The organism is Bdellovibrio bacteriovorus, from assembly GCF_025558485.1.
Taxonomy (GTDB): Bacteria; Bdellovibrionota; Bdellovibrionia; order Bdellovibrionales; family Bdellovibrionaceae; genus Bdellovibrio; species Bdellovibrio bacteriovorus_G.
This window is the reverse complement of record NZ_CP102930.1, coordinates 895258-909426: the sequence shown is the minus strand read 5'-3', so window position 1 is coordinate 909426 and position 14169 is coordinate 895258. Positions and strand designations below refer to the sequence as shown.

At 48.7% G+C, this 14169-nt stretch carries 15 protein-coding genes; 7 read left to right on the top strand and 8 right to left on the bottom strand.

Going from position 1 to position 14169, the window contains the following annotated elements; translation table 11 throughout:
* Window positions 1–28: 28 nt before the first annotated feature.
* From EZJ49_RS04610 to EZJ49_RS04595, 4 genes are read right to left on the bottom strand one after another with little or no spacing between them, the layout of a single operon-like run.
* Entirely contained in the window at window positions 29–760 is a 732-nt protein-coding gene (locus tag EZJ49_RS04610) for a DEAD/DEAH box helicase (RefSeq protein WP_262554765.1), read from the bottom strand.
* 59 nt (window positions 761–819) lie between these two features.
* Window positions 820–1752: a tRNA adenosine(34) deaminase TadA gene (gene tadA / locus EZJ49_RS04605; protein WP_262554764.1), complete on the bottom strand. Its 933-nt coding sequence runs from the start codon at window positions 1750–1752 to the stop codon at window positions 820–822.
* The gene (locus tag EZJ49_RS04600; protein ID WP_262554762.1) at window positions 1752–2504 is read right to left on the bottom strand and encodes a TerC family protein; all 753 of its coding nucleotides are present in this window, start codon (window positions 2502–2504) and stop codon (window positions 1752–1754) included. Before EZJ49_RS04600 ends, tadA begins: the two co-directional genes overlap by 1 nt.
* A 41-nt stretch (window positions 2505–2545) precedes the next feature.
* Window positions 2546–3607 (bottom strand): hypothetical protein, encoded by a 1062-nt coding sequence (locus EZJ49_RS04595; protein WP_262554760.1) that lies wholly within the window; start codon window positions 3605–3607, stop codon window positions 2546–2548.
* A 179-nt stretch (window positions 3608–3786) separates the two neighbouring features.
* Here EZJ49_RS04595 and rpsU point away from each other — a divergent pair, with 179 nt between their 5' ends.
* The 5 genes from rpsU (at window position 3787) to EZJ49_RS04565 (ending at window position 8218) form a co-directional block, all read left to right on the top strand.
* Window positions 3787–3981 carry a 30S ribosomal protein S21 gene (gene rpsU / locus EZJ49_RS04590; protein WP_374001877.1) on the top strand — a complete coding sequence of 65 codons (195 nt, stop codon included), beginning with the start codon at window positions 3787–3789 and terminating at the stop codon, window positions 3979–3981.
* Window positions 3982–4073: 92 nt separating this feature from the next.
* Window positions 4074–4520: a GatB/YqeY domain-containing protein gene (locus tag EZJ49_RS04585; RefSeq protein ID WP_262554756.1), complete on the top strand. Its 447-nt coding sequence runs from the start codon at window positions 4074–4076 to the stop codon at window positions 4518–4520.
* Between the two features lie 15 nt (window positions 4521–4535).
* Window positions 4536–6404, top strand: a complete 1869-nt coding sequence (dnaG, locus tag EZJ49_RS04580; RefSeq protein ID WP_262554754.1) for a DNA primase — start codon at window positions 4536–4538, stop codon at window positions 6402–6404.
* Window positions 6405–6418: 14 nt separating this feature from the next.
* Window positions 6419–7321, top strand: coding sequence for a sigma-70 factor domain-containing protein (locus EZJ49_RS16380; RefSeq protein ID WP_316963674.1), 903 nt, complete (start codon window positions 6419–6421; stop codon window positions 7319–7321).
* Window positions 7322–7453: 132 nt separating this feature from the next.
* On the top strand, window positions 7454–8218 hold the full coding sequence (locus tag EZJ49_RS04565; RefSeq protein ID WP_262554753.1) for a helix-turn-helix domain-containing protein: 765 nt from the start codon (window positions 7454–7456) through the stop codon (window positions 8216–8218).
* Here the strand turns inward: EZJ49_RS04565 and EZJ49_RS04560 are convergent.
* Window positions 8215–8457: an AbrB/MazE/SpoVT family DNA-binding domain-containing protein gene (locus EZJ49_RS04560; protein WP_262554752.1), complete on the bottom strand. Its 243-nt coding sequence runs from the start codon at window positions 8455–8457 to the stop codon at window positions 8215–8217. The two genes, EZJ49_RS04565 and EZJ49_RS04560, sit on opposite strands and share 4 nt — an antisense overlap.
* A gap of 197 nt (window positions 8458–8654) precedes the next feature.
* Between EZJ49_RS04560 and EZJ49_RS04555 the strand changes: the two genes are divergently transcribed.
* The gene (locus EZJ49_RS04555) at window positions 8655–9584 is read left to right on the top strand and encodes a DMT family transporter (RefSeq protein ID WP_262554751.1); all 930 of its coding nucleotides are present in this window, start codon (window positions 8655–8657) and stop codon (window positions 9582–9584) included.
* Window positions 9585–9667: 83 nt separating this feature from the next.
* Entirely contained in the window at window positions 9668–10045 is a 378-nt protein-coding gene (locus tag EZJ49_RS04550) for a nuclear transport factor 2 family protein (RefSeq protein WP_262554749.1), read from the top strand.
* A gap of 29 nt (window positions 10046–10074) precedes the next feature.
* Here the strand turns inward: EZJ49_RS04550 and EZJ49_RS04545 are convergent, their stop codons facing one another.
* The 3 genes from EZJ49_RS04545 to EZJ49_RS04535 form a co-directional block, all read right to left on the bottom strand.
* Window positions 10075–10872: a hypothetical protein gene (locus tag EZJ49_RS04545; RefSeq protein ID WP_262554747.1), complete on the bottom strand. Its 798-nt coding sequence runs from the start codon at window positions 10870–10872 to the stop codon at window positions 10075–10077.
* On the bottom strand, window positions 10869–13373 hold the full coding sequence (locus EZJ49_RS04540; RefSeq protein WP_262554745.1) for a hypothetical protein: 2505 nt from the start codon (window positions 13371–13373) through the stop codon (window positions 10869–10871). Before EZJ49_RS04540 ends, EZJ49_RS04545 begins: the two co-directional genes overlap by 4 nt.
* Window positions 13374–13521: 148 nt before the next feature.
* Window positions 13522–14037, bottom strand: coding sequence for a porin family protein (locus tag EZJ49_RS04535; RefSeq protein ID WP_262554743.1), 516 nt, complete (start codon window positions 14035–14037; stop codon window positions 13522–13524).
* Window positions 14038–14169 lie beyond the last annotated feature (132 nt).

The window sequence follows — 14169 nt, the reverse complement described above, 5'->3', positions numbered from 1 at the left end:
GTTATCGGTACTGGCAAACAAGTCACTGCTACTTTGCAAACTGTTGCAACAGATCCAGCTTTTGAGGTTTCTCCACGAACATCACACGCTGCTCGACTTTTTCGGCGGTGGAGGAAACCGGAGTCACTTCCACTTTCTTGGGATTCACCAGAATGCGATTGGCAAGAGTCTGAATTTCGTGCGGCATCGTCGCAGAGAAGAAGAGGTTGTGACGTTTCTGTGGAAGCAGAGGAAGGATTTTCTTAATATCCTGCATGAAGCCCATATCCAGCATACGGTCTGCCTCATCCAGAACGAAGATTTCCACGCGATCCAGCTTCAGGAACTTTTGATTGTGCAAATCCAGCAGACGGCCCGGTGTGGCCACCAGAATATCCACGCCACTTTGCAAAGCTTTGACCTGCGGATTCTGTCCCACACCGCCAAAAATAACCGTGTGGTGCATTTTTAAGTGCTTGCTGTAGGCCTCGATATTTTCATGAATCTGAATTGCCAGTTCACGTGTTGGAGTTAATATCAGTGCGCGCGGGGACTTGGGTTCGATCTTGCGTGTGTGTTTTGCCAGATTTTGCAGGATTGGCAAAGAGAAGGCCGCAGTCTTTCCCGTGCCGGTTTGTGCAATTCCCAGCAGATCATGCCCTTCAAGAATGACAGGAATAGCCGCCAACTGAATAGGTGTTGGAGTTTCGTAACCTGCTTCTTTTAAAGAAAATTGAAGAGGGGCAATAAGAGGAAGATCAGTAAATTTTGTAGTAGTCATCAGACCAGACTTCTAACAGGGGCCCTGTCCCCTGTAAATTTATTTCTGGTTTCGGGGGGTTATCGTCGGGATTGATTTTTCTTTTTGGCTGTTTTCAGAAGTTTTTGCACGGCCCAAAGGATGTCTTTGCTGTAGGAAAAGACGTCAGAGGCGGTCTTTTCATCAATCCATTCCACACCCCGGTGATAAGAGGCATCCTCAACTTGCTTGGGCGCCACCCAGTTTTGATCCAGAATGCCGACAAAGAACGTGGTTTTGCAGGCATGAATTTTTCCATCCCAGGGGAAGTCGTATTTTCGCTCGAAAGCAGTTTCCTCCAGAATGCGCACGCGGTATCCGGTTTCTTCCAGACATTCGCGGGCGGCGGACTGGGCCGGTGTTTCGCCGGCTTCAATGGCTCCGCCGGGCAGGAAAAAATAGGGCACTTCGGAAGTGGGATCAACGGCGTGAAAGCCCAGAACCTGACTGTTGTGCAAAACCACGACAGAGGCTCTTTCGCGATAATTTTTCCGGGCCTTGTCGATTTTTTTTTCGTCTCTGCGGTCTTTGAAGAAGCCTTGTAACAGGCTGCTGCATTCATTTTCCAGAATGCCGTCTGTGACCTCCACCTGATGATTCAGGCGGGAATCATGCAGAATCTGATAAAGGCTGCTGACGCCGCCAGCTTTAGGGTCTGTGGCTCCATAAACCACGCGTGCGATGCGCGATTGCTGAATGGCGCCAGCGCACATAATACAAGGTTCAAGGGTGACGTACAAAGTGCAATCACTCAGCCGCCAGCTTCCGCGCTTTTGCGAGGCCTTATGCAGTGCCAGCATTTCAGCGTGCCCCAGGGGAGTTTGCTGTCGCTCGCGGGTGTTGATCGCATAGGAGATCAGCCCCTCAGGACCCACGACAATGGCGGCGACGGGAACTTCATCCCGCACGGCGGCTTTGCGTGCCAGTTGCAAAGCCTTTTTCATCCATTTTTCATCGAGGGCTGGGGTGGTCATTATTTTTCCTCTGCGATTCTTTCACGAAGTTTAACAGGCTCTGTGGGTTTCTTGCGACGCATGCGAATGTTCAGCATTTCCACGCCGACAGAGAAGGCCATCGCGAAGTACACATATCCTTTCGGAATATGAACTTCCAGGGATTCAACGATCAAAGTAAAGCCGATCATCAGAAGGAAGCTCAAGGCCAGAATTTTCAGGGAAGGGTGTGAGTCCACAAAATCGCTGATAGTTTTTGCTGACACGATCATCACGCCGGCAGAAAGAACCACGGCGGCAATCATCACAGCAATTTCATTCACCATCCCAACCGCGGTGATGACCGAATCCAGAGAGAAAACCACATCCAGCAGCAGAATCTGCACGATGACAGCATTGAAAGAATGAGCGACAGTATTGGACTGGCTGCCTTCGACGCCTTCCAGTTTGTGATGAATTTCCATTGTGCTTTTCACGATCAGGAACAGACCTCCCAACAACAAGATCAGATCCCGTCCGGAGATTTCCTGACCCAGAACCTCAAACAAAGGCTCGGTCAATCCGATGATCCATGATAATGAGAACAGCAGAATCACACGCGTGATCACAGCTAGTCCCAGACCCATCATGCGGGCTTTGTTCTGCTGCTCTTTAGGAAGTTTTCCGGCCAAAATGGAAATGAAGATAACGTTGTCGATACCCAGAACAAGTTCCAGGGCAAAAAGGGTGAAAAAGGCGATCCAGATTTGTGGGTTCGCAAGCATTTCGGTCATAAAAAAGAGAACTCCTGTTAAGTCGTTCTCTTTTTTATAAACTATTTCAAAGGGCTTGGGTATTTCAGATCGCGGTTCAGGAAGTCCTGCATCCAGATTTTCTTTGGACCGCTGTCCCGCCACTTGGCCTCAAGGGAATAGGACGCATAAGGGGTTTGAATCAGGTATTGGAAGTCGTCATGTTCGGCCATCACCGCAAAGGTCAGGCTTTCTGCAAAGTCCTCAAAAGGGCTGACGGCGGCGTAGGTCGATACGAAGTTTGTGGGATTCAGTTGATGATAAAACGCCTCGATGTCTTCAAGTCCCAATTGTTCTGAACAGCCATAGAAACAAAGCTTGCTCCACAGAGGGAACTTCTGTTCCGGCAAGGGCTCCAGAGGATTTTTCCAGCTTAGTGCTGACCAGGAACCATCTTTAGGGGTCAGCTTTTTGAACTCTTCCGGATTCCACTCTGACAGATTGCAGGTGACCCCTTCCGGACAAATGAAGTTGTTGGCAGAATTTGCGAAATCCAGGATGTGGGCGAACTCATGCGCGATAATGTAGTGAAGCGCAGATAAAGACGCCGGCAGAGTCACATCCACACGCGGACCTTCAGGCAGATGAACAAACGGAGGCGCCTTGATACCGAAGGCCTTTTGTTCCTTCCAGCCTAGCACAGAGGTGGCGTCGTAGTTCTGTTCAACCAAAGCGCGGCGGATTCCCATAAAGGACCCGCGAACGTTTCCTTGGGCATCGGCTTGGATGATTCCGGCATAAGCCAAAGATTCCAGTTCGTTTTCGATATAGATGACATCCAGTCCGCAGAAAACTTTTTGCAGTTTTGGCGGCAGAATATCGTGGATCTTTTCTAGCGCCGCAGCGGCACTGGAGCTGTCTTCCTGGCACTGGCGGGATTCCTGCGGATTCTGAGCGGGATTCACGACACAGGTGATCTGCGGGATGCGAGAACGGCAGTCCGACTGGGAAAAGTGAGAGAATTTCTGGGAAACGGTCCGTTCAAAATGCAGTTGGCCGGGCTTTAGAATGTAAAAGTCTTCCCAGGCGTGAGCGTGACTAGTTCCAACGAATACTAGTAATATCAAATAGATAAGTAATTTCATAGGGTCCCCTCTGTTGCGATTTCCGCATTCCTTTAGGGGTGTTTCAATCAAAATGTGCAGAGGCGTGAATAATTCATCGCGTCAGGACCCCGAGACTTGCCCCTTTTCTGCTGCTTTGTTATACACTCTTTCTCTCAAATTCATAATTCCACTCAGAAGGGAAGGTGATTGTCGTGGCAATGGTTAAGATCAAAGACGGTGAGTCTTTTGAATCTGCGTTCAGAAAATTCAAAAAGTCTTGCGAAAAAGCAGGTATCCTTTCTGAAGTTAAAAAACGCGAAAACTTTGAAAAACCTTCTGTAAGACTTAAAAAGAAGTCTCTAGCAGCTCGTAAACGCGCTGTTAAAAAATCCAGAAAAGGTTGGAACGACTAGTTCCCTTTTTGAAAGATTGTTTTTTCAAGAGGCGACCACTGGTCGCCTCTGTTTTATGACCGAATCTCTTCTTAAGTCCCTTTGGAGGCACTATGGAACTCAGAGATAAAATCGCTGCAGATGTTAAAGCTGCCATGATCGCAAAAGAATCTGCAAAGTTGGGAGCGCTTCGTATGCTCCAGTCTGCGATCAAAAACCGCGAAATCGACATGAGACCAGATCCCATCACTCCAGATGAAGTGATGAATGTGGTTAAAAAGCTTGTTAAGCAACGCAAAGAATCCATCGAGCAGTTCCAGGCCGCAGGCCGTACGGATCTGGTGGATCAGGAAACTGCCGAACTGAAAGTTCTGGAAGTTTATTTGCCAGCGCAGATGAGCCGCGAACAAATCGAAGCTCTTGTTACAGAAGTAATTGCAGCATTGGGTGCTAAAACCGTGAAGGACATGGGTCCTGTGATGAAAGAAGTCATCGCAAAATCCGGTGGCGCCGCAGACAACAAAGTAGTGAGCGAAGTTATCAAGTCCAAGCTTTCTTAATTTTGTTGGAGAGGCATGCGATTTTCACAAGACTTTATCGAGAAGGTGTCAGAGGCCAATAACCTCGTTGATATCATCTCTCAATATACTCAGTTGAAACCTAGTGGTAGCGGCCTTATGGGCCGCTGTCCGTTTCCTGATCACGCCGAAAAAACGGCGTCGTTTTCCGTTTCCGAAACAAAACAGGTCTATCACTGCTTCGGTTGCCATAAATCCGGCAACCTGTTTTCGTTTTTGCGCGACTATCAGGGGATGAGTTTCCCTGAGGCGGTGGAATATCTTGCCGACCGTGCCAGCATTCCGATGCCCGCACCGGAAAAAGAAGACGCGCAACGAGATCAAGCGCACGATAAAAAGAAGTTGTTGTTAAAAGTAAACAAGCTCGCTGCTGATTATTTTTCAGAGCAACTTAAGCGCGTTCCTCACGATCACCCGGTGAAAAGATACATCGCCAGTCGCGGTTTGTCTCAAGAGGTGATCGAGGCTTTCGGTGTGGGTTATGCCGTGCCGGAATGGGATGGGTTGGAACAGTACCTGCTAAGTAAAAATGTTCCGATGGCTTTGGCGGAAGAAGCGCGTCTGGTGAAGGCTCGTAACAACAAGTCCGGGCACTTTGATATTTTCCGTGATCGTTTGATGTTCCCGATTTTCTCGGCGATGGGCGAACCCATTGCTTTCGGCGGACGTTATTTAGAGAAAAAAGAGAACGAACCGAAATATCTGAATTCGCCGGAAACGCCGGTGTTTGTAAAAGGCCGTGTGCTTTACGGGTTGTCTCAGACCGCGCGCTATATTCGCAGTGAAGACATGGCTCTGATTGTGGAAGGATACATGGATCTGGTGTCCCTGTATCAGGCGGACATCCGTAACGTGGTTGCTACGATGGGCACAGCTTTGACGCCGGATCATGGCAAGATGCTAAAGCGCATGACCAAGAACGTGGTGGCCTTGTTTGACGGGGACTCTGCGGGAATGGAAGCGGCCGAGCGCAGTTTGCCGATTTTGCTGGCGGCGGATTTATATCCAAAAGGGCTCACATTGCCCAATGGTATGGACCCCGACGATTATGTGAAAAAGTACGGATCTGAAGCTCTGAAAGCAGAGCTGGATCGTGCTCCGGATCTTTTTGTGATGATTCTGGCGCGCTGGATGGAAGGATACCGTGGCGAGGCTTCGGAAAAAGTAAAATTAGCCGATAAGTTAAAGCCATTGTTTGAGTCCATTCCGGATCTGCGTTTGCGGGATCTGTATCTGGCCGAGGCCGCTCAAAAAATGGGTGTAGGGCTTCCCTGGTTGCGTCAGGCTGTGGGAATACAGGGCAGTGGTCCTGTAAATTCACAAAGTCGCCCAGGAATGACTAGGACGGTGCAGCCAAACCCTTCTGTGGGCGCAGCTAACCCGAAAGCCTCTTCTGAGGTGTCCCAGTCAGTGGATGGAGGCAAAATCAGCCTTCAGGGAGCCTCTAAAGCCGAGTTGATGCTCTTGGGATTGGTACTCAAAAGTCGTGCCAATTTCGAGTCGTTTGTGAGTGAAAATCTCCTCGAGAGCACGGCCCATGAAGGAGTGAAAAAGATCCTCGAAAAAGCCACGGATGTGTATAGACAAGATCTCAGTAAGTTTGATAAATTGACCAGTCTCCTTGTCTCTTACGTCGATCAGCCTGAGTATTTATTCCAAGTGAGCCCAGCGAATGAGGGCGATCCAGGGTTCGATGAAGAGGCAGAATTGAAACTCCTGCGCGATTGCTTTAAGCGCGTAAAAGAAAATTTCCTGCGCGAACAAGCAAAGCGCCTGGCACGAGATCTTAAAAACGAACCTAGTTCGGAAAAGTTGGAACAGATTATGAATATTCAGAGAAACCGAATCTCTCTGAATAAAGGGTAAAAGGCGGGGTATTGATGAAACCGAACCTACCAAATAAACAAGAGAAAGAACCTGTAAAGGTGCTTTCTTTGCAAGAACAAGAGTCTCTGATTAAAGAAGAAATCCAGAGATTCCTGAAACTTGCGAAGGAGAAGGGTGCGCTTACGATCGAAGAGATCAATGAGCTCCTTCCCCCTGAAATTATCGCTCCGTCAGTCCTGGACATGTTCATGCATGGCCTTGAGGGCGGTGGTGTAGTTATTTCAGACTTGTCTGAAAGTTCGAAAGAGGAAGAGGGCGAAGGCTCCTTCCTGGAAAGCGTCGATTCTGAAGACGAAGAAATTGATGATGAAGAAAAAGCTGAAAGTGAAGACGTTAAGGGTAACGACCCTGTTCGCCTTTACTTGCGCAAAATGGGTAGCGTTTCCCTACTGACTCGTGAAGGGGAAGTGGAAATTGCCCGTCGTATTGAAAAAGGGGAGCGCGAGATCGTTCGTGCGATCCTTTTGTCCCCACTGGGTACCTACGAGATCATCCAGCTTGGTAAGCGCCTTGATGAAGGCCGTATCAAAGTTAAATCGATCTTCCGTGGTCTTGAGGACGAAGACACTCAATACGACGAAAAGGAATACATCGATAAGATTCACGAATTGATCGGTAAGGTCACAGAGTATCAGAAAGCCGCAGAAAAGCTGTTCGTGGTTCTTCGTAAAGAAGAAACCAACACGCCAGCCCGTCAGGCTGCCATGAAAGAACTTGTTGCGATGAATGACAAGTTAACCTGTTTTTTCCATCGCCAGTCCCAAAGGAATCACCCCGGCGATCATCACAAATATTTTCACCTCAATGGATTCATATTCGATACAACCTTCATAGCACCAGTATTCGACCTTTTCTGGCGGTGGCAGATAGCCTGCGGTAGCCGTTGCGCTCATTAGGATCAGTGCGGTGATGTGCATAAGTGCTTTAATCATGGGATAACTCCTTGTTGGATATAGAGTTGTCAAAAAACGATACCTTTATCAAACATGTTTAAATTGGTATCTTTTAGTGATACGAAATAAGCCATTATGGATCAAATCAGCCAACATACCGATGCCAAAAAGCTGCTTAAAAGCCTTCAAGAGGTTCTGAAGTCGAAAAAGATCACCTATGCGGATCTGGCACTTCAAATGGAAGTTTCTGAAGTCACCGTGAAAAGACTTTTCTCAACTCAGAACTGCAGCCTGCAAACGGTCTTTAAGGTTTGTGACCTGGTGGGGATTTCGTTTTTTGATCTGGCGGCTTTGGCCAATCAGGACAGGGAAGTCGACTATGTTCTGTCGGAAGAACAGGAAAAATTCTTTGCTGCGAATCCTGCGATGTTTGGAATTTTCCGATCTCTTCACCGTGGGGTCAGTCCTGACAAACTTGCGGCAGCCTGGAAGCTGACAAGTCAGAAGCTTTTCAAAGTGCTTCGTAAAATTGAAAGCTTCGGTTTGCTGGAGGTTCTGCCGGGCAATCAGGTGCGAATCAAAGCTGTTGGCAATATCCGTTTTCAGCACAAAGGCCCACTGGCGCGTGCTATCTTGCGTCCGCAGATTTTACAGTTCCTGGATTATGTGGATGTGGTTTTAAAGAATAAAGAAGTGTGTATGCAGTCAGCCGAAGTCGAGCTGTCCAAGATAAGCATCACCGAGCTGGTTGAAGAAATTCATGCCCTGGGTGCCAAGTATCGCGCCCGGGCTTTGCGGGATAAAAATCTTTTGTCAGCGGATCAGCTGCAGTCGGTGCGCTGGCTGTATGCCTTTGCGCCCTTTGAAACCAACTGGCAGCAGTACGAGCTGAAGGATTAAAGGCCGGCTGCGGGATCTTTTGCTGTTTCGGTTTCAGCAGTCCATTCAAGCAAGGACAATTCAGAAGTCTTTGTCCAATCAACCTGTTTGCGGTTGATGATGCGGATATTCACTTCATCGCCGTTCACCGTCCACAACAGGGTGTCGCCTTTGGCAATGCCCAGGGCTTGGCGGACGCGAGCGGGAATGGTGGTTTGGTTTTTACGGGAAGCTTTTGATGTTGCACCTGATTTGCTCATGCTATGGGATCTCCGTAAGGTCCATTTTAGGGGATAAAGTGGGGCTTTGTCGCCTTTTCCACTCTTGGCAGGCTCTACAAACAATCCTTTGTCCAGTTGGACGGGTCCACTGTTGAAGGTTTATCATTTGGGATTCGCTGTGATTCAAATCTAAAATCGCAGTAGGATTCGGTTCGGTTCCTAACTATAATCATCCTATGAACGAACGCCACTCTGCCGATAAGCAGGCCTTTGGAACCATGATTGTTTTGTGTATGCTCTGGGCCTTGCCGCAGATTGCGATCAAGATTGTGGGTAGTGATGTTGCGCCATTACTGCAAATCTCCATCCGTTCAGGAATCTCGGCCTTGCTGGTGGGTCTGTTTATGTTCTTCCGGAAAGAACGTCTGACGACTTTGTTCGACGGTTCTTGGAAGGCAGGCATTGCGGTGGGATTCTTTCATGCCTTGGAATTTTTCTTTATTGGTGAAGGTCTGCGTTTCACCTCCACATCCCATCTTGTTGTGTTTCTTTATACGGCACCGATCTTTGCTGCGCTTGGATTGCATTGGCGAGTTCCCGCGGAAAGATTAAAGCCGATTCAATGGGGTGGTATTGCCGCCGCCTTTCTGGGGATCATTATCGCTTTTAGTGGTCCGGCAGAAGCAAACTCGATAAATTCATTCGTTGGGGATCTGTTCGGACTGCTGGCCGGTGCCTCTTGGGGCGCCACCACCGTCCTTATTCGCACTACACGTCTTTCCAATGCTCCGGCAACACAGACATTGTTGTGGCAATTGATAAGTGCCTGTGTGCTTCTTGTGGTGGCGGCCATTCCCCTGGGGCAAAGTCATCTGAACTTCACGACTGCGGCAGTTGGCAGCATCCTGTTTCAGGCCGTGATTATTTCGTTTGTAAGCTATCTGATATGGTTCCAACTTCTTAGAAAATATCTGGCTTCGCAACTGGGGATACTGTCATTTATGACACCGTTCTTCGGTGTGATTTTTGGCTCTTTGTTTTTGGATGAACCTCTCGACGCCAATTTTCTGATTGGGGCCGTTTTTGTGTCTGCGGGAATTGTTATTGTTCTGGGTTATAGCTGGATACTGCAATTCATTGGCAAGCTGGTTCGGCGTCAGGTTTAGCCAAAGCACTCTGCGCAATTACATATTTCCTTAGTTCTATCGCCAGTTCAGTATTGAATCCATCAACCTTGAAGGAGGACGCGATGGAAAGAGAATCTGAATCCCTCAGAGTGGGACAGAAGCTGGTGGAGCTTTGCAAAAAAGGCGAAAACCTCAGAGCTGTGGATCAGCTTTATTCCGATAAAATCGAAAGTCATGAGGCTGTCTCGATGCCAGGAATGCCCGAAGGCGTGAATGGTATTGAAGCTATCCGCAAGAAAAACAAAGAGTGGGAAGAAACCATGGATGTTCATTCCATGGAGGTCGATGGCCCCTTTCCTTGTGGGGATCGCTTTGCTGTTTACTTCAAGATTGATGCGACTGACAAGAATACCAAAAAGCGCATGAAGATGAATGAAGTGGGGCTTTATACAGTCCACAATGGAAAGATCATCAAAGAAGAATTCTTCTATGCCATGTAAGAAAAAAAGCCCTCGTGCAGAGGGCTTTTTTATGGAGTCAAAGGCTTGAGCGGTGTTGCAAGAACACGTTTCTTTTCCGCATCCAGCAGAAGCAGACCCAGCGGAGTGATGGCAAGGTTCAGCTTGCGGGCCGTTGAGTGGTCACTGGAAAGCACCAGACCCGTTGTTGGAATTTCAACGAATCCTTGATCCTGACGGGCCGCCCAGACTTGGGCTCGGCGATCCGTGGCGACATCCTTGGTGACGGCAAAATAGCTCCAACCTGTGGCGGCATCATAAACGGCATGGGTCCAGCGGTCCACGTTGGGCCGGTTGGCAAAACTGAGGAAGTTCACTTCATCATAAATTTTCGGCGTCGCAGCTTCCGTTGTGACGGTCACTTTGCGCAGTCTCCAACCGTCAAAGATTAACAAATCCCCATCGGCATTGGACTGCATGCCATAGACATCTGTCAGATAGGCGCCCAGTGCGACACCACCATGATCTGAGGCCACGTAGTTCACCGGGCCACTGCCGCCCGCGACAGGTTTTACTGCTGTTGTATCTGATTCAAAGATCCATAGATCTGATTCGTCTAAGTTTCCGGAAGATCCCATAAAATAGAACTTCCCATTCGGAGTAAAGGCGGCGATTTTTCGCATGTTCTTCAGATTGTGCGAAGAGGTTATGCTAAACGGCGCCGTATCGAGAGTCGGATAGGTGCTGGCAGTTCCTGGCGCACCATAGAGCGTCGGGCCCAGACTGATGGTGTTTCCGGCAGCGGCTTCGTTCCAGGTTGAAAGGTCGAAGGAGTCCCACAGATTTGCAGGAACTCCACCCACGTTCACAGCCCAGTCCACCGCCGATGACCAATGGTCAGTGTATCAATCGTGGACGTGAAGATCGTGTTCAGGTTGCCAGTGCCGTTAAGATTTGCAGCGGATGACCAAATTTCCGTCTCGAAGTTTAAGACATGCATGGTGTTGGTATTTGTTTCTCCGCGCATGCAATAGATTTTATTGGGTTCGGTAGAGACCATCGCACATCGATTAAACGGAGAACCCCAGCCACCAGTGGTCAAGTTTTCGTTGGCCAGTTTGTAGGAACCATAGGTGCCAGTACCTTCAAGAACCAGAGTTTTATTGCTATAACGTATCCATATTTTGCTGGCGTCAGGATTGATCATGAACATGTAAAGATCTGTTTCAGGACATGGCAGCAGTGAGCTGCTGGCCAAGGTGTCCATTGCGCCCAAAGGACCGCAGGAGCCCGGAGTTCCCAGAATACGGATTGGATTTCTATCAGTGGAATTCAAATCCACCTGATAGATGGCGTGGTCTGAGTAATAAAGAAGATGCCCTGTTTTTACATAGCGGGTGGTTGTGGACTGATCTTTCAGTGTGGGAGACAGATAATTGATCTGTGGAAGTTGCTTGCTCCACACAACACTCTTGTCCGAGATTTTAACTTTGACCAGCAGCGAACATGCGGTGCTCATCAAAATCATTTCATCAGAACTATTGATATCCAGAATATAGGGCTCGGTCAGTTTCACATTGGCAGCATCACAAGCGGATTTGTAGGTGTCCCCGATCCACGATGAAATCAAACCCGTCTGGGAATTGACCGTCACAATGGCATGCCCTTTGGTGTAATAAAGGCGGTTGTTGGAATCCGAGAAGAAAGTTCCGGACTGGGTGTTGTTGGCTCCAAGATCTGCGGCATTGATATGTACGCCTTCATTTAAGTTGCCAGGCTCGCCCAATAAAGATGTCCAAACAGAGTTTTGCAGTTTTGAGTTGGCACTGGCGACCACCCCGGCTGCGGAACTGCAAGTGATGATAATTCGTAAAGGGGTGGATGCTGAAACCGTCTGGCCTGTGGGTGTTACGTTGGGAACGGTCCAGGAGAAATCACCCGTTGTGGCCGTCTTATTATTGGGTAAATTCTGGGCGATCAGATGATAACTTAAGCCATCATCGACAGAATACTGGATCTTTTTAATGGGATTGGAGTCTAAAGGAATGCTCCCTCCGGGACTGCATGACCATTCGATGGTCATGGTAGAGGCTGGACTATAGACTCCACTTGTGGCAGGTGCAGTGATCACTACGGTTGGTGGCGCGCCCAAATCCAAAGTGACTGCCGCCTGACGAATATTGCTGACAGTCCCCGCAGCATTCTTGACCTGGGCATAAACTGTTTTTGATCCGCCCGTGTTGCTTAGTGTGAATGTACCGTTGGTATTATACGGAAGCCAGGTGGCTCCGGTGAAGCTGCTGTTTTCTGAAAAACGCATGTGGCTGATAGGGGCATGGACGGGCGTTGCTGTGATCTGAGTTGTGGTGTAGGCAAAGCCAATTGTGCCAGCCCCGTCGGCGATAGAGAAAGTATCTAAAGTGGGAGTGCCTGAGTCCACGACCCAGGTCACGCTTGTGGGCGCACTGATATTGCCAGCGGTATCTTTGGCGCGAATTTGAAAGTTGTGCGATCCCTGACTGAGGGAAGAAAATGAGATACCGCTAATACAGGCAGAAAAATCCGCCGAATCCAGCTTGCATTCATATCCATCAAAAACGGCGCCCCCTGTTTCAGTATTGGTAAAACTGAAAGTGGCTGTGCTGCTGGTGGTGGCGGTTGCAGGGGCTGAAGAAATGGTGATCACCGGAGCCGTCAGATCCACTGTCCACGTATAAGAAATCACATTGGAAATATTTCCGGCAGCATCTTTTGCGCGAATTCGATAGGTATGAACATCCTGATTCAAGCTGACCAGTGGAACCAAGGAACTGCATGTTTTGAAAGATCCTGTTGGTGCCAAAGCAGAAGTGTGTTCGCACTCGTAAAGTGCGACACCTGTACTGTCATCGGTGGCAGTGAACTCAAAAGTGGCGGAGTTTTCTTTTGTCAGAGTGGCAGGTGTGGATTGGACACTTAAAACCGGTGACACCGTATCCACGGTCCAGGTGATGGTGGCGACTTGACGATTGTTGGCGTCGTCCACGGCGGTTACTTGAAGACGGTGTTCGCCGTCATCTAAGGAGCTGAGATTCAAAGGGCTGGAACATGCTGCGAATACACTGCCGTCAATGGAACATTCGACAGAAGCCACCGGGCGACTGGTAGGGGCCTTGATAGTGAAAACGAAGTTGGCGCTGGTCTGATTGGTGATTGTTTGAGGCTTGTCTGAGAATGAGATAATGGGAGCCAAATTGCTTTGCCATGCAAATTCAGAATCCAGAGTGCAGGAGCTGAATACCATCGCGGTTAAAAACAGCAAGCTGATCTTAACCGGATAGAGATCAAAAAAGCGAAGTATTAACTTCTTGCTACACCCCAACACGTTCATCAAAGAACTCTTCGGTCTAAGCCGGGGGATCTTAATATCTCAGGGTGAGAATTGAGAAAAGTGTGTTCCGTAGTTTGAGGATACTAAAAAGCCCCTGGGGGATGCACAACCCAGGGGCCTCTTAGCTGGAAACTGTCGTCTTTAAGAACTAGAAGTTGTAAGAAACGACGGCATTCGCAAAGTTATAGTGGTCTGCGGTTTTGTCGCTGAACCAGTTATAAAGTGACAGATACTCCAGTCCGACACCCCATTGTTTGTTAAGGGTGTAGGTCGCTCCTAAAGTCAGGGTCGGGCCAAAGAGAGTTTCATCATCGCCGCCGGCTGCGATCTGATCCATGTTAGTCACTGCGAGGCCGGGCGCGATATAGATATCCAAATCGTTCTGATCGTAAAGATGAGAAGTGATGTTGGCTCCTAAAGTCGTGCTTTCAGGTTTATTGGCGTCCGAGTTTTTCGTGGAATGCATAAGCATCGCCCCTAAACCGAAAGTTCCTGTGCGGTGTTCGTATTCCAGGCCAAAGTTTACCGCGGCTTGAGTGGAACCCACCATCAGTTTGACTTGATTTGTACCGTTCTTGATATCTTCCACAGTTTGCGCTTGTGCGAGAGTGGAAATTCCTAAGGTGATTAAAAGACCTGCCATGAGTGCCATGAAATATTTCATAGGTGATTCTCCTTGTTGATGTTTCATGACTTTAAAACGGGAGGGACATGAGGGAGAGGAGTCGGGACCCTCCTGAAAGAATGCAGGAACAGGAGGGTCCCTAGGATGCGTCATGGAGGTGACACAAGCCGT

Coding starts and splice junctions, on each gene's coding strand:
- EZJ49_RS04555 (WP_262554751.1), top strand. CDS start 8,655: ATGAACGAACGCCACTCTGCCGATAAGCAGGCCTTTGGAACCATGATT.
- tadA (WP_262554764.1), bottom strand. CDS start 1,752: ATGACCACCCCAGCCCTCGATGAAAAATGGATGAAAAAGGCTTTGCAA.
- EZJ49_RS16380 (WP_316963674.1), top strand. CDS start 6,419: ATGAAACCGAACCTACCAAATAAACAAGAGAAAGAACCTGTAAAGGTG.
- EZJ49_RS04610 (WP_262554765.1), bottom strand. CDS start 760: ATGACTACTACAAAATTTACTGATCTTCCTCTTATTGCCCCTCTTCAA.
- EZJ49_RS04535 (WP_262554743.1), bottom strand. CDS start 14,037: ATGAAATATTTCATGGCACTCATGGCAGGTCTTTTAATCACCTTAGGA.
- EZJ49_RS04565 (WP_262554753.1), top strand. CDS start 7,454: ATGGATCAAATCAGCCAACATACCGATGCCAAAAAGCTGCTTAAAAGC.
- dnaG (WP_262554754.1), top strand. CDS start 4,536: ATGCGATTTTCACAAGACTTTATCGAGAAGGTGTCAGAGGCCAATAAC.
- EZJ49_RS04540 (WP_262554745.1), bottom strand. CDS start 13,373: ATGAACGTGTTGGGGTGTAGCAAGAAGTTAATACTTCGCTTTTTTGAT.
- EZJ49_RS04560 (WP_262554752.1), bottom strand. CDS start 8,457: ATGAGCAAATCAGGTGCAACATCAAAAGCTTCCCGTAAAAACCAAACC.
- rpsU (WP_374001877.1), top strand. CDS start 3,787: ATGGTTAAGATCAAAGACGGTGAGTCTTTTGAATCTGCGTTCAGAAAA.
- EZJ49_RS04585 (WP_262554756.1), top strand. CDS start 4,074: ATGGAACTCAGAGATAAAATCGCTGCAGATGTTAAAGCTGCCATGATC.
- EZJ49_RS04550 (WP_262554749.1), top strand. CDS start 9,668: ATGGAAAGAGAATCTGAATCCCTCAGAGTGGGACAGAAGCTGGTGGAG.
- EZJ49_RS04600 (WP_262554762.1), bottom strand. CDS start 2,504: ATGACCGAAATGCTTGCGAACCCACAAATCTGGATCGCCTTTTTCACC.
- EZJ49_RS04595 (WP_262554760.1), bottom strand. CDS start 3,607: ATGAAATTACTTATCTATTTGATATTACTAGTATTCGTTGGAACTAGT.